This is a genomic window from Streptomyces sp. NPDC034103 (genome assembly GCF_055575395.1).
In genome coordinates, this window is the sequence record NZ_JBVISS010000006.1 from 434,745 (window position 1) to 455,517 (window position 20,773).

Here is a 20,773-nt window from a genome sequence, read left to right on the forward strand (position 1 = left end):
TCCCCTGTCGCTGCCGACTGCCCCAAGTAGCTCTGACTTCAAGGGAGTTGGGGACAGTCGACAGCGACCGGGGGTCAGGCGGCCGTGGTGCCTCCGTCGACCGCTATCGCCGCGCCGGTGACGAACGAGGAGCGCTCGGAGCAGAGCCAGACGGCGGCCTGGGCCACCTCGGCGGGGTCGGCCATGCGCTTCTGGAGCGTCTCGTCCTCGAAGCGTTCCTTCAGTTGCGGCAGCTCCTGGATGACCTGGTCCATCATCTCGGTGCGGGTGCTGCCGACCACCAGGGCGTTGATGCGGATGCCGCGCTGGGCGTACTCCGCGGCGGCGGCCCGGGTGAGTCCGAGGACCGCGTGCTTGGCGGCCACGTACGCCGCCGAGGCGCCCGTCGCCCGCTGCCCGGCCACGCTGGAGGTGTTGACGATCGTGCCGCCCCCGCCCTTGAGCAGCTCGGGGATCTGATGGGACAGGCAGTTCCAGACGCCGCGCACATTGACGTCCATGGTCCGCTCGTAGACGTCCCTGTCCATCTCGTGCAGCAGGGTGCCCGCGGTGGCGAACCCCGCGTTGTTGAAGGCACAGTCGAGCCGCCCGAAGGTGTCGACGGCGGCGCGTACGACCCGTTCGACATCCTCGGCGCGGGTGATGTCCCCGGGCACGGCCAGGACGCGTCCGCCGGCGCCGGTGATCTCCTCGGCCAGTTCCCGCAACCGCTCGTCGCGCCGGGCCGTCACCACGACGGCCGCGCCCTCCCGGGCGAACAGCCGTGCGGCGGCGGCCCCGATCCCGCTGGAGGCACCGGTGATCATGGCGACCTTGCCGTCCAGCGCCGGTGACGTGAGGGGTGCCGTAGAGGTGTCGCTCATACCGGCACCGCCTCGCTCGGCCAGAAGGCGTGGTCCGTCAGCTCCGCGTCGACGGTCCGCAGCAACGTCTCGTCGATGGCGTCCAGCGAGTCCACGAGGTGGCGCACGCCCGCCTCCCGCATCAGCCGGGGCTGGAAGCTGTGCGCGAAGTCCGTGGGGTGCCCGATGAACCCGGTGCCCAACTCCCGTGCCGCGTCGGCGACCCGGGCCACGTCGTCCACGAACACCGCCTCGTCGGGCCGGAGTCCGAAGACCTCGGTGGTGATCTCGCGCAGCCCCGGCCGGAAGTCGTTGGTGCACACATAGCGGGGCCCGTCGAACAACTCGGCCCAGTCGCCGAGGAACCGCTCGAAGTGCTCGGCGCCCAGTCCGCCGTAGCACACCGTGCGCAGGCCCAGGGCGCGCAGGCGCTCCACGAGGGCGATCGCGCCCGGTGTCAGGGTGACCGGGTGTTCGAGGAGATAGGCGTCCCGCTCCTCGAAGTAGGCGGCCAGCGCCTCCTCGCCGGTCATCCCGCCGGGCAGCGCGGCGGCCATGTTGCGCCCCGCGACCCGCTGCGGCCGGGAGAAGACCGAGCGTTCCAGCTCGGCGGTGTACCGGCCGCCGTTGCCGGTGATGAAGCGGTGGATCACGGGGCTGAACGTGTCGTTCAGCAGTACTCCGTCGATGTTGAGGGCCGCGAGTCTCAGGCGGCCGAAACCGCTCGGGGCAGGCGTGGGCAGGGACATCAATCCTCCGTGAGACGGTCAGGCCGCCACGTGCGCACGGTCCGCGCCGGTCTCGGTGCGGGCGACGATCGTGGGGACCGCGATGCCGGGCAGGAGCAGACGCCACATCCTCGTGACGCGCTCGATCAGGTCGGTGCGGCCGCTGACCACCGCCGAGAACATCTGCATGCCGGTACACGCCTCGACGATGAACTCGCCCACCTCGTCCGGTTCCACCCCGGGCTGCAACTCCCCGCGCTCGCGCGCGTCGCGCAGGCAGTCGGCCATGATCCCCGCCCATGCGCGGTACGGGGCGGCTTCCTGGAGGCCGAAGGACGCCTGCTCGTTGGTCAGGCGGACACCGGCCCGCAGCAGGGGGTCCTCCTGGAGCCGGCGGGCCCAGGTGACCGTGATGTCCACAAGGCGCTGGAGCCCGTGGGAGTCCAGCAGCGGGACGATGGTCTCGGGCTGGCTGTTCATCACCGCCCGGGCCAGGCCCTCCTTGGACTCGAAGTGGAAGTAGAGCGCTCCGGCGGTCAGTTTGGCGCGCTTGAGGATCCGGTTGATGCTCGCCCCGGCGTAGCCGAACTCGTCGAAGACCTCGGCGGCCGCCAGGAGAAGGGTCTCCCGGGTCTGCACTGCGCGCTCCTGCTTTGCGCCGGTCATGGCTGCACCTCCCAAGAAGTAGAACGTTCCTTATGTTATCGGGCGAAGGGTCTGCCGTGGCAACCCTTGGGTCTGGGGAGATCTGCTAAAAGTCTACTTGAGTTGACTCGCCACTGAAGAATCCTTTGCCTGTTCTTGGTGTTTCAAAACAGAACGCTCTTTATGTTGTTGAAGGCGTTCTGGAGACGCCTTCACACATCCGAACTTTTTGGGGGAAGCATGTCCGGAGTGTTCCAGCAGGAGTTGGCGGGTCCCGTCATGGCCGTGCACCAGAACCATGTGCACAAGACCAACGGCGCCGAGGTCCTGCTCTCGTCGTGGCGGGTCCTCGGCCGCGACTCCTACCGCGTCTCGGCCCACTGGCCGCGGGCCCACTCCTTCTACCACCCGGTCCACGGGCTCCACGACCCGCTGCTGCTCGCCGAGTCGGTCCGCCAGGCCGTACCTCTGCTCTCCCACGTCGCCTACGGCGTCCCCTTCGGGCACCGCCAGGCCTGGGAGCACCTGCACTTCGACCTCAACTCCGTCGCGATGATGGTCACCACCGCCCCGGCCGAAGTGGATCTGCACATCACCTGCTCCGACATAGTGCGCCGCGGCTCGCGGCTGGCCGCGCTCACCATGGACGTGGACGTCGTGCTCGCGGGACAGCGGCTGGGCACCGCCCGGACCCGCTTCAACAACCAGCCGCCCGTCGTCTACCAGCGCCTGCGCGGACGCTACGCCGACCTCGCCCGCGCCGCCGCCGACGCGCTGCCGCCGGGCCCGCCGGTCGCACCGGAGCTGGTGGCCCGCACCCGCCCCGAGGACGTGGTGCTCTCCGCGGCCGCCGACGACCGGCCCGGACACTGGCAGCTGCGCGTGGACCTCGCCCACCCGGTCCTCTTCGACCACCCCGTCGACCACGCCCCCGGCATGCTCCTGCTCGAGGCCGCCCGCCAGGCCGCCCACGCCGTGACCGACCGTCCCTCGACGGTCGTCGGGATGCGGACGGAGTTCACCCGGTACGCCGAGTTCGACGCGCCCTGCCATGTCTGGGCGGACCTGCTCCCCTCCGACCCGCAGGGCCGGCGCCGGGTCCTGGTCACCTTGGAGCAGAACGGTCTGCGGATCTTCTCCGCCGACGTCACCCTGGAGACCGCCGCCGCCCTGTGACACCACGACGCGAGGGGTGGCCGCCAGACAGGCGGCCACCCCTCGCGAGCAGCGGGAGATCTACCAGATCTACCAGATCTACCCGACCTACTCGGACAGCTCCGCCGCCACCAGCTCGGCGATCTGGACCGCGTTCAGGGCCGCGCCCTTGCGGAGGTTGTCGCCGGAGATGAACAGCGCGAGGCCGTTGTCGACGGTCTCGTCGGCGCGGATACGGCCGACGTAGGAGACGTCCTTGCCGGCCGCCTGGAGCGGGGTCGGGATGTCGGAGAGCGCCACACCCGGGGCCCCGGCCAGCAGCTCGGTCGCGCGCTCCGGGGAGATCGGGCGCTCGAAGCGGGCGTTGACCTGGAGGGAGTGCCCGGAGAAGACCGGGACGCGGACACAGGTGCCGGAGACCTTCAGCTCAGGGAGCTCCAGGATCTTGCGGGACTCGTTGCGGAGCTTCTGCTCCTCGTCGGTCTCGTTCAGGCCGTCCTCGACGAGGTTGCCGGCGAAGGGCAGCACGTTGAAGGCGATGGGGCGCTTGTAGACCTGCGGCTCGGGGAAGTCGACCGCCTCGCCGTCGTGGGTGAGCTTGTCGGCGTCGGCGACGACCTTCTGGACCTGGCCGTGCAGCTCCGCCACGCCCGCGAGCCCGGAGCCGGAGACCGCCTGGTAGGTGGTGGCGACGAGCGCCTTCAGGCCCGCCTCGGCGTCCAGCACCTTCAGGACCGGCATCGCGGCCATCGTGGTGCAGTTCGGGTTGGCGATGATGCCCTTGGGGCGGTCCGCGACGGCGTGCGGGTTCACCTCGGAGACCACCAGGGGCACCTCGGGGTCCTTGCGCCAGGCCGAGGAGTTGTCGATCACGACGGCGCCCTGCGAGGCGACCTTCTCCGCCAGCGCCCTGGAGGTGGCGCCGCCCGCCGAGAACAGCACGATGTCCAGGCCCGTGTAGTCCGCCGTCGAAGCGTCCTCGACCGTCACGCCGTCCAGGACCGACCCCGCCGAACGGGCCGAGGCGAACAGGCGCAGCTCGGTGACGGGGAAGTTCCGGTCCTTGAGGATCCTGCGCATGACCGTGCCGACCTGACCGGTGGCTCCGACGATTCCGACCCTCACGGTGACTCCTTCGCGTGCGTACTACATGGCCTGGATGTTTCCATCATGCGTCTCACCCGGGCCGTTGTGTCCAATCCTTTGCCCGAGGGATGGGACGGCACTCCTGTCAGGGGCGCAGCTCCAGCGTCCACCCGCCGAACGACCGCACATGGAGGAACGTGCTGGAAACGCGGTGCGGGCCGGAAGAAGCCGTGAGTTTCCGGTGCGGGAACAGATTTTCGTCGAGCTCGAAGACATGGATCATGGCCGTTCCGGCGATCACCAGCTCGGCCTCCGGGCCCGGTGTGACGAACGACTCCGTACCAGCCACCCGCGGTCCGGGCACCGAGCACCGGGGCCGCGTCGAGCGGGGCCGGCTCCAGACGCCACTTCGTGTCCTCGGCGGCACGGACCGTGACGCAGCAGGTGCCGCCCGGGTCGACCCACACCGGACCGAGGGTGGGCCGGCGGCGGCCCAGGGTGTCGCCGATGGAGGTCGACTTCCCGAACGGGTGGTTCAGGGACCAGGCGCTCAGGTGCTCGTTGTCGCCGCGCGAGGTCCGCCGCACGGTCATCAGGATCGGCGGGCCCTGGTAGCGCAGGACCGTGCTGCCCGTGGAAGGCGAGGTCGGCGTCCCCACGCACGGTGCCGGCGGCGTCGAGCAGCGGCGCCGAGACGTCCACGGAGGGTGTTCCCGCGACCTTCCGGCGGCAGACGGCGACCCGGAGAAGGCCGGCGGGAACAGGGGTGTTCGCCCCTTTGGCGATGTGCGTCCTGGGGCTCATGGCGACAGTGAAGATCACGTGAAGAAAGAATTCCGTGCCCCGGGCCGAACGTTTCCGCCCGGGTCGGCGTCATAGAGGAAACGCGGCGAGGAGAGGGGGAGCCGTGCTGCGCAGAAAGGCCCGCCACGGACAGGGGGACGTCGTCGACGACCCCCTGGACGCGGCCCAGGAACGCCGGGTGCGCGCGGTGCTCGCGCTCGGCGGTGTACCGCAGGCGGACCTGCCGGACGGGGTGCAGCAGGTCCGCCTGCGGTTGCTGGAGCGGGCGGCGAAGGGGTACGAGGCTCCGCGCGACGTCTCCGCGTGGGCGGCGGTCGTCGCCTCCAACCTCGCCATGGACTGGCACCGCGCCAAGCGCCGTCAGCAGCGGATCGGTGAACGCCTCGCCTCCTTCAGGCAGTTGGAGCACCCCTCCGGCGAGGACACCAGCGTGCTCTCGCTCGCCGTCGCCCAGGGGCTCGACGAACTGCCCGACGCCCAGCGCCAGGTCGTCGTGCTGCGGTTCTACGCCGATCTGCCGGTCCGTGACATCGCCCGGGAACTCGGCGTCCCGGAGGGCACGGTCAAGAGCAGGCTGCACACGGCGGTCCGCGCCCTGCGCGCCCGTCTGCACGAGGACGAGGTGGTGTGACATGACCGCCGAACACCAGGGCGCCGACGCCCTGATGGCCGCGATCACCGGCGAGCCGCTGCCCGAGGGCGCGGACGACGCCTGCCTCGCCGAGCACCGCAAGGCCGCCGCCGATGTGGCGATGCTGCGCGAGCAGTTGGGGCTCATCGCCGACGCGCTCGTCGAACCGCCACCGGCCCCGGCCGCCAGGAGAATCCCGGTCGCCAGGAGAACTCCGGTCGCCAGGAGAACTCCGGCCGTCAGGAGGGACCCGGCCCGTCCTTCCCAGGGCCGCCGACGCACCGCCGTCCGGTTCGCCTTCGGTGGTCTCGCGGTGGCCGCGGTGGCCTCCGTGGTCGCCGGACTGGGCTGGCTGGCGGCCCAGGGCGCCGACGGCATCGCGAGCTCCCAGGCCGACAGCGGCAGCGCCAGCGGCGCGAAGTCCCAGCCCGAGGCCCAGGCCGGCACGCGCTTCGGCAGCCCGTACTACCTCGCCTGCACCCGGCTGGTCGCCGAGGGCACCGTCGCCTCGGTCGAACGCCTCGCGGACGGGGTGCAGTTGAGGGTGGTCGTGGACGTGATCCGCTACTACAAGCAGGAGGAGGAGCGCCCGGAGCGGCTCACCTACGTCGTCGAGGACACCTTCGCCCCCGGCCTCGTCCGCGGTGAGCGGGTGCTCTTCGGGGTCCCGCGGGGCGCCGCGGTCCCCGACCACTGGGTGGTCGGCGAGCAGGCGGTGGCCCGTGAACGGGCCTGGATCCAGGCCTCGTTGCCAAAGTCGCGCGAGCTGGGCTGCTGAGACCCGGCAGACGGGAAGAGGGGGACGGCACGAGGAAGGGGCGGGCGCCCGGTGGACGCCCGCCCCTCATGCCGTACCGATGACTTACGGCGTGACCTTCTCGATCTTCACGTTGCCGATGCCCGCGACCGAGCCGCGCGCGTTGATCAGCTGGACCTGACCGAAGAACTCACGGCCCTCCGGAGCGGCCGCCAGGGCGGTGACCTTCGCGGAGACGTTCGCGGAGGCGCCGGTGCCCAGCTTCACCGCGGCCGAGTCGTCGACCGAGACGGAGCCCAGGGCGGCGGAGAAGAACACGTCCTGGTAGTCGTAGGCGGTGGAGCCGGCCGGGATCGCGTAGCCGATGACCTGGACGGTGTACGTGCCGGCGGCCGGGGAGGCCACCGAGACGGACTCCTCGGAGTCGCCGTCGGCGGAGGTGCCCGCCTCGCTGCCGTCGGGGGCGAGGACGACCAGGTCGAGGTCGGCGGCCGCGTCGGAGACGTTGCCGATGGCCACGTCCAGGGACTTGGCGCCCTCGGGCACCTCGACCGTGGTGACCTGGGTCTCGCCGTTGGCGATGGTCGGGCGGGCCGACTTGGCCGAGCCGAGCGGGCCGCCGACGAGCTTGCCGTCGAGCGCGGCGAACTTGTTCGTCACCTTCCAGGAGGCGGCGGTCGGCGCGCCGACCTTGGCCTCGGGCACGGTCACGACCTCCGGGTCGAAGGTGGCGCCGAGGACGCTGACGTCCAGCGTGTACGGGTTGTCGAGCAGCGGCGACGTACGGCGCGACTCGACCTCGATCTCCCAGACGCCCGCGACCGGGTCCGCGTACGAACGCACGTCGGGCTTGCAGCCGTTGCCGTCGAGGTAGTTGTTGTAGCAGAACGGCGTACCGGAGAACGCGGAGTCCTCCGCGGACACGCCGTACGGGTGGATCGTCATGAACCGGGTCTGGCTCTGGCCCTTCAGCCCGCCGATGGCGACCTCGAGGGACTTGGCGCCCTCGGGGACGGTCACGAAGTAGTGCTGCGAGCTGTTGCGCTGGACGGTGTTCGACGCCGAGTAGGTGTACTTCAGCGGCGTCGAGACCACGACCGTGTTGAGGACCTGCTTGTCGATGCCCTCGGTGCGCGGGTCGTCGACCTCGAGGATCGCGCTCTTGAGGCCGGCGGTCGGCGACTTCGCGGCGATCTTGACGGTGACGGGCTTGTTCAGCCCCAGCTTGATCTCGTCCGAGCCGACGATCGAGAACGTGCCGGAGGCGTTGTTCTCCAGGTGCAGCTCGTGGCGGATCGCCTTGTCGGCGCCGGACGTACGGGTGATGGTGACCTCGTACGACTTCTTCACGCCGGCCTTCAGGCCGCCCTCACGGTCGTAGATGCCGGTGCCGAAGCCCGGAGTCTTCAGGAGCTGGTCGATCGCGGTGTCGACCGGCGCCTTGACGGTGTAGTCGTGGGCGGTCGCGCCGTCCTTGATGGAGTCCCAGGCGTCCTCGATGTTGATGAGGCCCGCGCCCTCCTCGTACGCCTGCACACCCTTGATGTGGTCGGCGGTCGAGGTCAGCGCCGTGCGCAGGGTCTTCGGGGTGAGCTCGATGCCCTTGGCCTTGGCGGCGGACAGCAGCAGCGCCGAGGCGCCCGCGGCCTGCGGGGACGCCATCGAGGTGCCCTGGAGCATGCCGTAGCCGGCCGGCAGCGAGTAGCCCGCCTCGGCGACCGGGGCGCCCGGCAGCCAGGTCTGGATCGTGTTGATCGCGGCACCCGGGGCGACCAGGGTCGGGGTGAAGCCGCCGTCCTCACGCGGACCGCGCGAGGAGAACGGCATCATCGCGTACTTCTTCTCCACGACCGAGCCGTAGTTGACGTACCAGGTCGCCTTGGAGATCGAGGCGCCGACGGAGATCACCTTGTCGGCCAGACCGGGGTCGCCGATGGTGTTGGCACCGGGGCCGGAGTTGCCGGCCGAGATGACCAGCTGGACGCCGTAGGTGTCGATGAGGCGCGTGTAGAGCTCGGAACGCGCGTTGTTGCCGTCGTTCAGCGCCGGGAGACCGCCGATGGACATGTTGACGATGTCGACGCCGCGGTTGGCGACGAGGTCGATCATGCCCTCGGTGAGCGCGATGTTGGTGCAGCCGGGGCCGAACACGCACGCGCGGGAGGAGACCAGCTTGGCGCCCGGGGCGGCACCGTTCATCTTGCCGCCGAACAGGCTGTTGGCGGCGGTGATGCCGGCGACGTGCGTGCCGTGCTCGCTGGAGATCATGCCGATGTTGACGTAGTCGGCCTTGGCGCCGGAGGCGTTGTAGACGACGTCCTTGCGGATCTCGGCGACGAACGGGATGCGCTCGGAGACCTCGGTCGCCGGGTTGTCCGTGCCGAAGTAGGCGATCTGGTGGCCGTCCTTGTACGGCTTCAGGGCCTCTTCGTCGGTGAAGTCGTGGTCGTCGTCGAGGTCGACCCGCATGGTGCCGGCCGCGGCGTCGTAGAGCACGCCCCAGGCGTCGGTGGTGTCGCCGTCCCGGTTGACGTCGCCCGCCTGGTCGCCGCCGGAGGTCACGGACTCGTAGAAGTAGTTGAACTTGTACGAGCCGTCCGGGGCCTTGAAGGTCTCGGCGGCGCCGCCCGCGGGGGTCGCCGAGAACGCCGGGCCGGCCACGGAGGTGGTCATCCGCCGCCAGGAGAGGTCGCCGTCGGAGACCGGGTCGGTCGAGGTGACCCAGTCGACGACCTTGCGCTCACCGGTGGTGGTCTTCTGCAGCGACGGGTGGCCGAGGTCGATGCCCGAGTCGAGGATGCCGATGGTGATGCCGCGGCCGTCCGCCTTCGGGTGGTCCTCGACGAAGTCGACGGCGCCCGTCTCGAAGGACGGGTTGTACGGGTTCTCGGCGGGGGTCTTCTTGCCGGGGGCCTTGGGGGAGGCTGTCGCGCCGGCGGCACGCTTGGCGGTGTCCGCGCTCGGCGTCGGGTCGTCCAGCGGGATCTCCTGGCGCAGGTCGATGCCGTGCACGGAGGAGAGCTTGACGGCGGCGGCGATGGCCGAGTCCGCCTTCGCGGTGGGGACGGTGGCCCGGACGTATCCGACCTTGTCGAAGGTGCGGCCCACGAGACCGCCGTCGACGGCGTCCAGCTGCTTGGCGACCTGCTCGGTCTGCCCCGGAGCGGTCGCGATCATCATCGAGATGGTCTTGTCGCCCTCGGCCTTCGCCTCGGCGAGCAGGTCCGCGTCGTCCGAACCGAGCTTGTCGTGGGCGGACTTGGCGCCGGGGTCGGCCGCGGCCGGCGTGTCGGCGTCGGCCGCGAACGCCATGGGTATCGGCCCGGCGGCGGAGAGCGCGGCGACGAGACCGGCGGCGACGGCTATGCGCACCACGCGTCTCGCGCCGCCCGATATCGGTTCGCGCTGAGGGGTGAGGGTCATCGGCATCCCTTGTAGGTAAAGGAACGTGCGGTAGCGGCCGGGGCCGATCGGTCCTGACCGCGAAGGCCCGGAACGAGATCCCGGACGATCGCACAGCTTTACGCATGGGAAGGATGTTTAGGGAGAGTTGACCGAATCGATATGGGCGTATGGGGAAAACCCGCGATCCGTTTTAGGGAGTTGACCGGCAAAAGGGATAAGTCACTCTCTCGCCTCTCAGGATCGTCTGGTAGAGCCGTCAACTTTCCTTGGTGCGCGCGTAGTGCCGCGACGCCTTCGCCCGGTTCCCGCAGGCCGCCATCGAGCACCAGCGGCGGGTGCCGTTCCGTGAGGTGTCGAAGAAGTGCAGGATGCACGCGTCGTGGGCGCAGGTGCGGATCCGGTCCGGCGCGGTTCTGAGGAGTTCCAGGTAACCGCGGGCGGCGAGCCATGCCGGGCCCCAGGCCGCGTCGTGGAACTCGGGCGCCTCGCCCGGCCCCTCGGCGGTCAGGGTGGCCCGGATCCGCCCGTGGGCGAGGACTTCGTCGACCGGTTCCGTGGCGCCCTGGTGGACCGCCCGGTGCAGTGCGTCCCGGGCCTGGAGCGTGTGGCGCAGGGTGGCCGCGTCGGCGTCGAAGCGCCCGTCGAGCCCGTTCGCCGCCAGCCACACGGCCAGTCCGTCCGTGTCCGCCAGGAGGTCCTGCACGGCCCCCTCCCGCATCCACCGCGTGTTGAGCAGATCGAGGGCGAGGGGCTCGCCGGTGAGGGGGCGGGGGTCGGCGGACATGTGGGGCTCCCTTCCGTGCTAACCGCTCAAGGGTACGTGACCGGTTGCGCTCGGCATCTCTAACCTTTAATCTCTCAATAACAGGTTAGATCTGCTGCTGAAGGGGGACCCTCATGACCCTGCGTACCGGCCACATCGGCCTGAACGTCACCGACCTCGACCGCTCGCTCGCGTTCTACCGCGACGTCCTGGGCTTCACGGCGATCGGCGAGGGCAAGGAGGAGGGCCGCCGCTACGCGTTCCTGGGCGACGGCGAGAGCCTCGTCCTCACCCTCTGGCAGCAGGCGGAGGCGGCCTTCGCGGGCGACCGCGCCGGCCTGCACCACCTCGCCTTCGAGGCGGACTCGATCGAGCGGGTCAGGCAGTACGAGCAGGCGCTGCGCACGTACGGCGTGGACTTCGCCTACGAGGGGGTCGTCGCCCACCGGGAGGGCTCGGCGTCGGGCGGCATCTTCTTCCACGACCCGGACGGCACCCGCCTGGAGATCTCCGTGCCGAGCGGCGCGGACGGCGGGCCCGCCCCGGTCGAGTCGGCGCCGACCTGCGGCTTCTTCTAGCCATGAGCGTCCACGACATGAGCGGCACCGCCCCGGGGGTCTATCACGCGGGCTCACGGGCCGTGCAGGACCGGGTGGGGGTGCGGGAGGCCGCGGACCACGTGGGGCGGTCGATCGGCGAGGGCATCAAGCCGGTCGCCGCGGCCTTCCTGGAGGCGCAGCCGTTCCTGGTGCTCGGCGCGGAAGACCCGGCGACGGGCCGGGTGTGGGCCTCGGTGCTCACCGGCACGCCGGGCTTCGTCCGCGCCACCGGAGCGCACCGGATGTCGGTGGCGGGCGGCGTCCCGGAGACCGACCCGCTGGCCGACGCCCTCACCACCCCCGAACTGCCCGTCGGCACGATCGCCCTCGACCCGCGCACCCGCCGCCGTATGCGCCTGAACGGCCGCCTCCGGCCGACGCGAGAGGGGTTCGCGGTGGAGGCGGAGAGGGTGTTCGCCAACTGCCCCAAGTATCTGCAACGCAGGGAGGCGTACGAGGTGGTCGGCGACCGGCGCCCCGGCCCGCAGCGGCGCGGCGGCGAACTGACCCCGGACCAGGCCGGGTTCATCACCGCGGCGGACACCTTCTTCCTGGCCACGACCCACGCCGCGGGCGCCGACGTCAGCCACCGGGGCGGCAACCCCGGCTTCGTGACGGTGCGTTCACCGCGCGAGCTGAGCTGGCGGGACTACCCGGGCAACGTCATGTTCCTCACGCTCGGCAACCTCGCGGCGGACCCCCGGGCGGGCCTGCTGTTCCTGGACTGGACGACGGGCACCGTGCTCCAGCTGACGGGCGAGGCGAGGACGGAGTTCGACGGCGGGGAACGCCGGGTGCGCTTCACGCTGACGGAGGCCGTGCGGACACCGTCGGCGGTGCCGCTGCGCTGGTCGGCGCCCGCATACTCACCGGCCAATCCGGATCCGGCGGGCTAACTTGCCGGTATGCGCAAGAACTTGAGGGTGGCGGCCTACGCCATATGCGTCCGCGACGGCCAGCTCCTCCTCGCCCGCTGGGTGGGCGGCGACGGACGCCCGGAGTGGACCCTGCCGGGCGGCGGCATGGAGCACGGCGAGGACCCGTACGACACCGTCCACCGGGAGGTGGCGGAGGAGACGGGCTACACCATCGAGATCACCGGCCTGCTCGGCGTGCGCTCACGCCACCACATCTCCCGCCGCCGCCTCGGCCGCACCGTCGACCACCACGGCGTGGGCCTCGTCTACGAGGCCCGCGTCACCGGCGGCGAACTGCGCCCCGAGGTCGGCGGCTCCACGGACATGGCCGCCTGGCACGACCTCGACGCGGTGCCCGAGCTGAACCACGTCAACCTGGTCGACGTCGGACTGCGGCTGTGGCGGGAGCGGCCGGTGACGGGGCGGGTGGTACAGCGGTAGTAGCCCGCGAGATGAACACGGAGTGACCGCCTCCCGGCCGTTCGAGGAGCGGCCGTGGACGCGGAGGGCAGCCCAAGATCCACGTACGGTGATCGGTGTCGGTCGTTGCCGTCTCGTTCACGCGCAGGCCATCCCCGGTGCCAACGATCCAGGGTGAGCGGGTTGTTCGCGACTGCGGACCCCCCGCGACCACTGCCGACGCGTTCGCACTCGGGGAGACCGCGCCATGTCGCGCACACGCTCTGTCAACCGCCGTACCGTCCTCGCCGCCACCGGCGCCGCAGCCGTCTCGGCGGGCGTCGGCTACGCCCTGCGGCCCACCGACAGCCAGGCCGCCACCACCACGGCCCCCGGCACCGGCACCGCCGCCGAGGCGCCCGTCGCCCGGTCGCGGCAGGCGCCGGCCGCCGCCCCGCTCGCCCCGTACACCCGCGGCACGACCGTCGCCACCGTCGCCGCCCCCCGTACCTCCTCCGGCTTCCGCCGCCTCGGCGACGGCATCGGCTGGCGCCGGGTGGTACGCGACGACCTCGCCACCCCGAAGTCGGGGCGGGCCGGCCGCCGGACCGCGCTCGCCGCGTTCGTACAGCTCACCGACCTGCACCTGATGGACGCCCAGCACCCGCTGCGCCTGGAGTACCTGCGTTCGACCGACGTGCACGCCTGGCGGCCGCAGGAGGCGCTCACCGTGCACGGGGCGGTCGCGCTCGTGGAGCGGGTCAACGCGCTGCGCGGCGGACCGGTGACCGGCGCGCCGCTGCACTTCGCCATGACCACCGGCGACAACACGGACAACAACGCGAGGTCCGAGCTGGAGTGGTTCCTGAAGGTCATGAGCGGCGGGCGCATCCGCCCCAACTCCGGTGACCCGCGCCACTACGAGGGCGTCCAGAACAGCGGCATCAAGCAGTACTGGCAGCCCGACACCACCGTCCGCGACGCCGACAAGCAGCGCGGCTTCCCGCACCTCGACGGCTTCCTGGCCGCCGCGATCCGCGAGCTGAACAGCCCCGGCCTGAACCTGCCCTGGTACTCCACGGTCGGCAACCACGACTCCATGCCGCTGGGCTGCTACGCCTCGCACGGCGACTCCTGGCTCACCGAGTACGCGGTCGGCGGGAAGAAGCTGATGAGCCTGCCCGCGGCCGAGGCGAAGAAGCTCCAGGACGCGATCAAGAAGGCCAAGGACCCCCGGGGCGTGGGCTTTCGCGACCTGCTCAAGGCGCACGCCCGTGACATGCGCTCGGTGACCCCGGACGCGTCACGGGCCCCGTTCACGCCGCGCGAGTACCTCCAGGCCCACCTGGACCCGGCCTACCGCGGCCTCGGTCCGGTCGGCCACGGCTACTCCACCGCCAACCTCGACGCGGGCACCCAGTACTACTCCTTCCGTATCGCCGAGGACGTCATCGGCATCAGCCTCGACACCACCGACGCGGGCGGCCACTACGAGGGGTCCGTGGGGTCCGCCCAGCTGAAGTGGCTGGAGCGGACCCTGAAGGAGAACAAGGACTCGTACGCCGTGATCTTCAGCCATCACACCAGCTCGTCGATGGACAACACCCGCCCCGACCCGGCCCGCCCCGGCGAGCGGCGGCACACCGGCGCGGAGGTCCTCACCCTGCTCGGCCGGCACCGGAACGTCCTCGCCTGGGTGAACGGCCACATCCACCGCAACGACATCACCGCGCACGCCGTCGGCGACGGCCGCTCCTTCTGGGAGATCTCCACCGCCTCCCACGTCGACTATCCCCAACTCGCCCGCGTCATCGAGCTGGTGGACAACAAGGACGGCACGATCTCCCTGTTCACCACCTGCGTGGAGTCCTCCGCCCCGCACCGCACGGACTTCGCCGACCTCTCCCAGACCGGCCTCGCCGCCCTCTACCGCGAGCTGTCCTACAACGCCCCCGGCGCCCGCACCGACCTCGCGGGCGGCGCCCGGGACCGCAACACGGAGCTGGTGCTGAAGAAGGGCTGAAACCCGCTCAACCGGTTCACCCGGCGCAACCTCGGCGATCTCGGCCGGGTCTCCTCCCCCGACCACGCTCGACGAAGAGCACACAGGGGAGAGACATGACCGTACGGACGACTCTCGTGGCGGCGACGGCCGTGGCGCTGTCACTGGCCCTGGCGGGCCCGGCGTTCGCGGCCGCACCCGCCGGAGGCGACCACGAGGCGACCCGCGAGGCGATCGAGGCCGCGGTGCGGGACGGCGTACCCGGGGTGACGGCGACGGCGAGGACCGGACACCGCGTCTGGTCCACGACCGCCGGCGTGGGCAACCTCAGGACGGGCCAGCCGCGTTCGGTCCACGACCGCTACCGCGTCGGCAGCATCACCAAGACCTTCGTGTCGACGGTGCTGCTGCAACTGGAGGCGGAGGGCCGGCTGTCGCTGGACGACAAGGTGGCGAAGTGGCTGCCGGGTGCCGTGCGGGGCAACGGCCACGACGGCCGCCGCATCACCCTGCGCCAGCTCCTCAACCACACCAGCGGCATCTACGACTACACCGCCGACGACGACTTCGTCAGGACGTACTTCCTCAAGGACGGCTTCTTCGAGCATCGCTACGACACGAAGGCGCTGGCGGACCTGGTGGCCGTCGCGATGACCCACAAGCCGGACTTCGCGCCGGGCACGTCCTGGAACTACTCCAACACCAACTACGTCGTGGCGGGCATGGTGATCGAGAAGGCCACGGGCAGGCCGTACGGGGACGAGATCCGTCGGCGGATCGTCAAGCCCCTGTCCCTGAACGCCACCTCTGTCCCCGGCACCCGGGTCACCGTCCCGGGGCCCAGCAGCCGCGCCTACTCCAAGCTCGCCGAGTCGGCGACGGGACCGACGTACGACGTCACGAGGCTGAACCCCTCGCTCGCCTCCTCGGCGGGCGAGATGATCTCGGACTCCTCCGACCTGAACCGCTTCTACTCCGCGCTGCTGCGGGGCAGGCTGCTCCCGCCGAAGCAGCTGAAGGAGATGAAGACGACGGTGCCGGTCGGCGTCATCCCGAACGCCGGTTACGGCCTCGGCCTCATCGACCGCGAGCTGTCGTGCGGCGTCCACGTCTGGGGCCACGGCGGCGGCATCCACGGCTCGAACTCGGAGGCGGTGACCACGGCGGACGGCCGCCACACGCTCGCCCTCAACTTGAACGGGGACTGGTCGGGGGACACCGACGCCGTGATCGAGGCGGAGTTCTGCGGCTAGTGCCGCGGCACTGGTGCTGAGCCGAGGCGCCGAACGCCGGGCGCGCGCGTGAGGAGGGGCCGCCGATCCCCCTCCGATCGGCGGCCCCTCCTCTCCCCTCCTGGTGCTGCCCCGGTCCGTCACTACCGGGGCAGCACCACGACATACGCCGCCGGGTCGCGGTCGCCCGAGGCCATCAGGGCCGTACGGACCACGGCCGCCTGCTGTTCCATGGCCTCGCGGAGCTTCCTCGGCGTGATGTGCACGACCGTGATGCCGAGGCGCTCCAGGGTTTCGCGCTTGCGGGCGTACTCCGACCACAGGGCGTCCTCGTCCTGCCGCGGGGCCCGGGTGTCCAGCTCCACCGCGACCGCCTGCTCGGGCCAGTACGCGTCCAGGCCGCCGAGGTGGGGGCCGCCGGGCAGCCGCAGGTCGACGTTCCAGATCGGGTCCGGCAGGCCGTGTTCGCGGACCATGCGGTACAGGCGGTCCTCCGCGATCGCCCTGCCCTCCGCGAGCAGGGAGTCCACCGCGTCCACCACGTGCGGCCGGCCCAGCAGCTTGGCGTTGGTCAACTCCCGTACCACCGCCGCCGGTTCGCAGTGGCCGCCGCGGACCGCCTCGGTGAGCAGCCGGCGCACCACGCCCGCGTCCGACAGTTCCGCGACCGCGTCCGCCAGCGCGCGCGGCACCGGTGCCACCGGCAGGCCGGTGACCTGCTGGGGCTGCGGCAGGGACGTCGCGCGCACGACGCGGGCGCAGCCCGTCGAGCGCAGCCGGCGCAGCCGCGGGACCAGGACGTCCAGCGTGTCCTGGGACATCAGCGGCGGCGCCGAGGTGAAGCCGTGCAGCGTCAGGGCGGCCAGGCCCGTCAGCATCGCCTCCGTGTACGTCGGCGCGTGCGGCTGATCCGCGCCGGGCTGGGCCGGGACCCCGGCCGGGCGCTCCTTGGCCGCGTACATCAGGACCGCGTGCAGCCGCTCCTCGCTGGTGGGCGGGCCCGGGTGGAGCAGGACCACGCCCGGCAGGAGCTGCTGCCAGGGGCCGCCGGGGCGGCACTGTTCGTTGGTCTCGGACGACGAGACCCCGTGCGACCTCAACTGCGCGGCCGTCATCACCCGGCGATGCACCTCCGAGAGGTGGCGGACCGGGCGGGGGGAGAGCGGGGGGACCGGGGTGTTGTGGTTCATGCAGCGGGGATTCCCGCCGTTGATCTGATTCCTAACCCCTGTTACACGCCTGTCGACGAATCCGGACAACACGGTACTAAAGGACGGGTGTTCGGATGCCGAGTAGGCGGCGAAAACCCCTGGTCCGAATGGGTGGGACCAGGGGTTACGGCCCTGATTGGCTGAACTTCGTAACGGCTACCGACCGCCCAAGCTCAGGCCAGCGATGTGATCAACCGGCGGTAGCGTCACATGCCTGGCCGCGCAGCGCCCGCGCCAGGTCGTCCCGCGCCTCCAGGACCAGCCGGCGCAGCGCCGGAGCCGCGTCCTCGTGCGCCGAGAGCCACGCGTCGGTCGCCTCCACCGTCTCCCGCGACTGCTGGAGCGCGGGGAACAGGCCGCCGACCACATCCATGCCGATCTGGATCGACCGGTCCGTCCACACGCGCTCGATCGCCTCGAAGTACCGGGACGCGTACGGCGCCAGCAACTCCCGCTGCGAGGACTGGTTCCAGCCCGAGATCGTCGCGCCGACCAGCGCGTTGGACAGCGCGTCCGACTCCACCACCTGCGCCCACGCCTGCGCCTTCACTGCCTGCGACGGCCGGGCCGCGAGACAGCGGACCTGGTGGCGCTTGCCGGACGCCGTGTCGTCACGGGCCAGTTCCGCGGCGAGCACGCCCTCGTCGGCGACCCCGTGCGCGGCCAGCGGCTCCAGGAACGCCCAGCGCAGCTCCTGGTCCACCGCCAGCCCGTCGATGCTCTCCGTGCCCGCCAACAGGCCCTGGAGCAGCTGGAGGTCGGCCTCGCCGGAGGCCGCGGTCGCGAAGAACCGCGCCCACGCCAGCTGGTGCTCGCTGCCCGGCTCCGCCAGCCGCAGCTCCTTCAGCGCGCCCTCGGCCAGCAGCCGGCCGCCGGTGGCGCGCCACTCGGGCGCCACGTAGTTGACCAGCGAGGAGTTCGCCCAGGCGTGCAGCATCTGGAGCACGCCGATGTCGGACTCCCGCCCCGCGAACCGCAGCACCAGGTCGACGAAGTCGCGGGCGGGCAGTAGCGCGTCCCGTGTCATGTTCCACAGCGCCGACCAGCACAGGGCACGGGCGAGGGGGTCCGCGATGTCCCCCAGACGCGCCTTGAGGGCCTCCAGGGACGTCGAGTCGAACCGGGTCTTGCAGTACGTGAGGTCGTCGTCGTTGACCAGCACCAGCTCCGGCGCCGCCGCGCCCGCCAGTTCCGCCACGACCGTCCGTGGCCCGTCGACGTCCACCTCCACGCGCGCGTACCGCTCGACCGCCCCGTCGGCGCCCTTGCGGTACAGGCCCACCGCGACTCGGTGCGGGCGCAGCTCGGGGTGCGACTCGGCGGCCTCCTGGACCACGGCGAGTTCGTCCACCAGGCCCTCGGGGTTCAACAGCACCTGCGGGGTCAGTGAGTTGACCCCGGCCGTCTGGAGCCACGACCGCGACCACGCCGTCATGTCCCGGCCACTGGTCTCCTCCAGCACCGACAGCAGGTCGCCCAGGCGCGTGTTGCCGTACGCGTTGCGCTTGAAGTAGCGCCGCGCGCCCTCCAGGAACGCGTCCTGGCCGACGTACGCGACGAGCTGCTTGAGCACCGAGGCGCCCTTGGCGTAGGTGATGCCGTCGAAGTTGAGCTTGGCGTCCTGGAGGTCGCGGATGTCGGCGGTGATCGGATGCGTCGACGGCAGCTGGTCGGCGCGGTACGCCCAGGCCTTGCGGCGGTTGGCGAAGGTGATCCAGGCGTTCTCGAAGCGGGTCGCGCCGACGTTCGCGAACGTGCCCATGAAGTCCGCGAAGGACTCCTTCAGCCACAGGTCGTCCCACCAGACCATGGTGACCAGGTCGCCGAACCACATGTGCGCCATCTCGTGCAGGATGACGTTGGCCCGCGCCTCGTAGGACGCCTGGGTCACCTTGCCGCGGAAGATGTACTCCTCGCGGAAGGTCACCAGGCCCGGGTTCTCCATCGCGCCGAGGTTGTACTCGGGCACGAACGCCTGGTCGTACTTCCCGAAGGGGTACGGGTAGTCGAAGTGGTCGTGGAAGAAGTCCAGGCCCTGCTTGGTGATCAGGAAGACGTCGTCGGCGTCGAAGTGCTTCGCGAGACCCTTGCGGCACAGGGCGCCGAGCGGGATCTCCAGCGTCGTGCCGTCGCCGAGGTCACGGGAGTAGGAGTCGGTGACGTAGTGGTACGGACCGGCCACCACGCAGGTGATGTACGTCGAGATCGGCTTCGTCGGCGCGAACCGCCACACGCCGTCGCTCCGTTCACCGGCCCCGTTGCTCCAGACCGTCCACTCCTCGGGCGCGCGCACCTCGAAGCGGAACGGCGCCTTGAGGTCCGGCTGCTCGAAGTTCGCGAAGACCCGGCGGGAGTCGGCCGGCTCGTACTGCGTGTAGAGGTAGACCTCGCCGTCCTCGGGGTCGACGAAGCGGTGCAGGCCCTCGCCGGTGCGGGAGTAGGCGCACTGGGCGTCGACGACCAGCTCGTTGTCGGCGGCCAGGTCCTCCAGGAGGATCCGGGAGCCGTCGAAGACCTCGCTCGGGTCGAGTTCCCGGCCGTTGAGCGAGACGGCCGTCACCGTCGGCGCGATCAGGTCGGCGAAGCTCGACGCGCCGGGCCGCGCGCAGCGGAAGCGGATCGTGGTGACGGACCGGAAGGTGCGCGGAGACTCGTCGGCGCCCGAGGGGCCCACGGCGGAGCGGACGTCGAGCGACACGTCGTACCCGTCGACGGACAGCAGGGCGGCCCGCTCCCGGGCCTCGTCGCGGGACAGATTCTCACCGGGCACGGGCGGCACTCCCTCGGTCGACCAGCGGATGGTGTTCGGTATGTGGACAGGACCGATCCTGCCATGTGCCCCTGACGCGCGGCAGCCGGGAATGATGGCGGAAGCGGGGAATGGCGCGGGGTGCGGTCGGTGTTCCTTCTTTCAATCGAACGCTTTCCTTAGGAGACGCATGTCCGAGACCAGCTCCACCAAGACGCCCGTCGACTTCTGGTTCGACCCGCTGTGCCCCTGGGCCTGGATGACCTCCCGCTGGGTCCTGGAGGTGGAGAAGGTCCGGGACATCGAGGTGCGCTGGCACATCATGAGCCTGGCGGTGCTGAACGAGCCGAAGATCGACGAGCTGCCCGAGGAGTACCGCGAGCTCCTGGAGACCAAGGCCTGGCAGCCGGTCCGGGTGGTCACCGCGGCCTGGCAGAAGCACGGCTCCGACATCCTCGGCCCGCTGTACACCGCGCTGGGCACCCGTATCCACAACGAGGGCCAGGGTCCGACGCGCGAGGCCGTCGAAGGCGCCCTGGCGGACGTCGGCCTGCCCGCCGACCTGATCGAGTACTTCGACCAGAAGGACTTCGAGTTCGACGCCGAGCTGCGCGCCTCCCACAAGGAGGGCATCGACAAGGTCGGCCAGGACGTCGGCACCCCGGTCATCGCGGTCCCCGGCCCCGACGGCGAGCAGATCGCGTTCTTCGGCCCGGTCGTCACCCCCGCCCCCAAGGGCGAGGAGGCGGCCCGCCTGTGGGACGGCACGGTGGCGGTCGCCTCCGTCCCCGGCTTCTACGAGATCAAGCGCACCCGGACCAAGGGCCCGGACTTCAGCAACCTGTAGG

The 20,773-nt window shown here is 71.1% G+C and carries 18 protein-coding genes; 9 read left to right on the forward strand and 9 right to left on the reverse strand.

Annotation, left to right across the window (positions count from 1 at the left end):
* Positions 1 to 74: 74 nt before the first annotated feature.
* The 3 genes from ACZ56U_RS16020 to ACZ56U_RS16030 are packed head-to-tail and all read right to left on the reverse strand — an operon-like array spanning position 75 to position 2,236.
* Positions 75 to 863 carry an SDR family NAD(P)-dependent oxidoreductase gene (locus tag ACZ56U_RS16020; protein ID WP_469084613.1) on the reverse strand — a complete coding sequence of 263 codons (789 nt, stop codon included), beginning with the start codon at positions 861 to 863 and terminating at the stop codon, positions 75 to 77.
* A complete protein-coding gene (locus tag ACZ56U_RS16025) occupies positions 860 to 1,591 on the reverse strand; it encodes an HAD family hydrolase (RefSeq protein WP_469084614.1) in 732 nt (243 codons plus the stop codon). The genes ACZ56U_RS16020 and ACZ56U_RS16025 overlap by 4 nt, the downstream gene beginning before the upstream one ends.
* Before the next feature lie 18 nt (positions 1,592 to 1,609).
* A complete protein-coding gene (locus ACZ56U_RS16030) occupies positions 1,610 to 2,236 on the reverse strand; it encodes a ScbR family autoregulator-binding transcription factor (RefSeq protein ID WP_469084615.1) in 627 nt (208 codons plus the stop codon).
* A 219-nt stretch (positions 2,237 to 2,455) separates the two neighbouring features.
* Here ACZ56U_RS16030 and ACZ56U_RS16035 point away from each other — a divergent pair, with 219 nt between their 5' ends.
* Positions 2,456 to 3,391, forward strand: coding sequence for a ScbA/BarX family gamma-butyrolactone biosynthesis protein (locus tag ACZ56U_RS16035; RefSeq protein ID WP_469084616.1), 936 nt, complete (start codon positions 2,456 to 2,458; stop codon positions 3,389 to 3,391).
* Positions 3,392 to 3,478: 87 nt separating this feature from the next.
* Here ACZ56U_RS16035 and ACZ56U_RS16040 read toward each other — a convergent pair whose 3' ends face one another.
* A complete protein-coding gene (locus ACZ56U_RS16040) occupies positions 3,479 to 4,495 on the reverse strand; it encodes an aspartate-semialdehyde dehydrogenase (protein ID WP_469084617.1) in 1,017 nt (338 codons plus the stop codon).
* A 106-nt stretch (positions 4,496 to 4,601) separates the two neighbouring features.
* Positions 4,602 to 4,757: a hypothetical protein gene (locus ACZ56U_RS16045; protein WP_469084618.1), complete on the reverse strand. Its 156-nt coding sequence runs from the start codon at positions 4,755 to 4,757 to the stop codon at positions 4,602 to 4,604.
* Between the two features lie 606 nt (positions 4,758 to 5,363).
* Between ACZ56U_RS16045 and ACZ56U_RS16050 the strand changes: the two genes are divergently transcribed.
* Positions 5,364 to 5,891, forward strand: coding sequence for an RNA polymerase sigma factor (locus ACZ56U_RS16050; RefSeq protein WP_469084619.1), 528 nt, complete (start codon positions 5,364 to 5,366; stop codon positions 5,889 to 5,891).
* A gap of 1 nt (position 5,892) precedes the next feature.
* Positions 5,893 to 6,669 carry a hypothetical protein gene (locus tag ACZ56U_RS16055; RefSeq protein ID WP_469084620.1) on the forward strand — a complete coding sequence of 259 codons (777 nt, stop codon included), beginning with the start codon at positions 5,893 to 5,895 and terminating at the stop codon, positions 6,667 to 6,669.
* An 84-nt stretch (positions 6,670 to 6,753) separates the two neighbouring features.
* Here ACZ56U_RS16055 and ACZ56U_RS16060 read toward each other — a convergent pair whose 3' ends face one another.
* Entirely contained in the window at positions 6,754 to 10,071 is a 3,318-nt protein-coding gene (locus tag ACZ56U_RS16060) for a S8 family serine peptidase (RefSeq protein WP_469084621.1), read from the reverse strand.
* Between the two features lie 238 nt (positions 10,072 to 10,309).
* Positions 10,310 to 10,837 carry a CGNR zinc finger domain-containing protein gene (locus ACZ56U_RS16065; protein ID WP_469084622.1) on the reverse strand — a complete coding sequence of 176 codons (528 nt, stop codon included), beginning with the start codon at positions 10,835 to 10,837 and terminating at the stop codon, positions 10,310 to 10,312.
* A gap of 113 nt (positions 10,838 to 10,950) precedes the next feature.
* Here ACZ56U_RS16065 and ACZ56U_RS16070 point away from each other — a divergent pair, with 113 nt between their 5' ends.
* From ACZ56U_RS16070 to ACZ56U_RS16090, 5 genes are all read left to right on the forward strand, one after another.
* The gene (locus ACZ56U_RS16070; protein WP_469084623.1) at positions 10,951 to 11,394 is read left to right on the forward strand and encodes a VOC family protein; all 444 of its coding nucleotides are present in this window, start codon (positions 10,951 to 10,953) and stop codon (positions 11,392 to 11,394) included.
* 17 nt (positions 11,395 to 11,411) lie between these two features.
* Complete coding sequence (locus ACZ56U_RS16075; RefSeq protein ID WP_469084624.1) at positions 11,412 to 12,311, forward strand: pyridoxamine 5'-phosphate oxidase family protein; 900 nt, start codon at positions 11,412 to 11,414, stop codon at positions 12,309 to 12,311.
* A 9-nt stretch (positions 12,312 to 12,320) separates the two neighbouring features.
* Positions 12,321 to 12,773, forward strand: coding sequence for an NUDIX hydrolase (locus ACZ56U_RS16080; RefSeq protein WP_469084625.1), 453 nt, complete (start codon positions 12,321 to 12,323; stop codon positions 12,771 to 12,773).
* A 226-nt stretch (positions 12,774 to 12,999) separates the two neighbouring features.
* Positions 13,000 to 14,754 (forward strand): TIGR03767 family metallophosphoesterase, encoded by a 1,755-nt coding sequence (locus ACZ56U_RS16085; RefSeq protein WP_469084626.1) that lies wholly within the window; start codon positions 13,000 to 13,002, stop codon positions 14,752 to 14,754.
* A gap of 95 nt (positions 14,755 to 14,849) precedes the next feature.
* A complete protein-coding gene (locus tag ACZ56U_RS16090; RefSeq protein WP_469084627.1) occupies positions 14,850 to 15,986 on the forward strand; it encodes a serine hydrolase domain-containing protein in 1,137 nt (378 codons plus the stop codon).
* A 122-nt stretch (positions 15,987 to 16,108) separates the two neighbouring features.
* Here ACZ56U_RS16090 and ACZ56U_RS16095 read toward each other — a convergent pair whose 3' ends face one another.
* Together ACZ56U_RS16095 and pepN are read right to left on the reverse strand one after the other, a co-directional pair.
* Entirely contained in the window at positions 16,109 to 17,155 is a 1,047-nt protein-coding gene (locus tag ACZ56U_RS16095; protein ID WP_469084628.1) for a hypothetical protein, read from the reverse strand.
* A gap of 211 nt (positions 17,156 to 17,366) precedes the next feature.
* Complete coding sequence (pepN, locus tag ACZ56U_RS16100; RefSeq protein WP_469084629.1) at positions 17,367 to 19,946, reverse strand: aminopeptidase N; 2,580 nt, start codon at positions 19,944 to 19,946, stop codon at positions 17,367 to 17,369.
* A 169-nt stretch (positions 19,947 to 20,115) separates the two neighbouring features.
* Here pepN and ACZ56U_RS16105 point away from each other — a divergent pair, with 169 nt between their 5' ends.
* On the forward strand, positions 20,116 to 20,772 hold the full coding sequence (locus tag ACZ56U_RS16105) for a mycothiol-dependent nitroreductase Rv2466c family protein (protein WP_469084630.1): 657 nt from the start codon (positions 20,116 to 20,118) through the stop codon (positions 20,770 to 20,772).
* Position 20,773: the final 1 nt, after the last annotated feature.

Excerpts from the sequence above, each read along its gene's own strand:
- ACZ56U_RS16020 (WP_469084613.1), bottom strand. The coding sequence starts at position 863 with ATGAGCGACACCTCTACGGCACCCCTCACGTCACCGGCGCTGGACGGC.
- ACZ56U_RS16025 (WP_469084614.1), bottom strand. The coding sequence starts at position 1,591 with ATGTCCCTGCCCACGCCTGCCCCGAGCGGTTTCGGCCGCCTGAGACTC.
- ACZ56U_RS16030 (WP_469084615.1), bottom strand. The coding sequence starts at position 2,236 with ATGACCGGCGCAAAGCAGGAGCGCGCAGTGCAGACCCGGGAGACCCTT.
- ACZ56U_RS16035 (WP_469084616.1), top strand. The coding sequence starts at position 2,456 with ATGTCCGGAGTGTTCCAGCAGGAGTTGGCGGGTCCCGTCATGGCCGTG.
- ACZ56U_RS16055 (WP_469084620.1), top strand. The coding sequence starts at position 5,893 with ATGACCGCCGAACACCAGGGCGCCGACGCCCTGATGGCCGCGATCACC.
- ACZ56U_RS16060 (WP_469084621.1), bottom strand. The coding sequence starts at position 10,071 with ATGACCCTCACCCCTCAGCGCGAACCGATATCGGGCGGCGCGAGACGC.
- ACZ56U_RS16065 (WP_469084622.1), bottom strand. The coding sequence starts at position 10,837 with ATGTCCGCCGACCCCCGCCCCCTCACCGGCGAGCCCCTCGCCCTCGAT.
- ACZ56U_RS16070 (WP_469084623.1), top strand. The coding sequence starts at position 10,951 with ATGACCCTGCGTACCGGCCACATCGGCCTGAACGTCACCGACCTCGAC.
- ACZ56U_RS16075 (WP_469084624.1), top strand. The coding sequence starts at position 11,412 with ATGAGCGGCACCGCCCCGGGGGTCTATCACGCGGGCTCACGGGCCGTG.
- ACZ56U_RS16080 (WP_469084625.1), top strand. The coding sequence starts at position 12,321 with ATGCGCAAGAACTTGAGGGTGGCGGCCTACGCCATATGCGTCCGCGAC.
- ACZ56U_RS16085 (WP_469084626.1), top strand. The coding sequence starts at position 13,000 with ATGTCGCGCACACGCTCTGTCAACCGCCGTACCGTCCTCGCCGCCACC.
- ACZ56U_RS16090 (WP_469084627.1), top strand. The coding sequence starts at position 14,850 with ATGACCGTACGGACGACTCTCGTGGCGGCGACGGCCGTGGCGCTGTCA.
- ACZ56U_RS16095 (WP_469084628.1), bottom strand. The coding sequence starts at position 17,155 with ATGAACCACAACACCCCGGTCCCCCCGCTCTCCCCCCGCCCGGTCCGC.
- ACZ56U_RS16105 (WP_469084630.1), top strand. The coding sequence starts at position 20,116 with ATGTCCGAGACCAGCTCCACCAAGACGCCCGTCGACTTCTGGTTCGAC.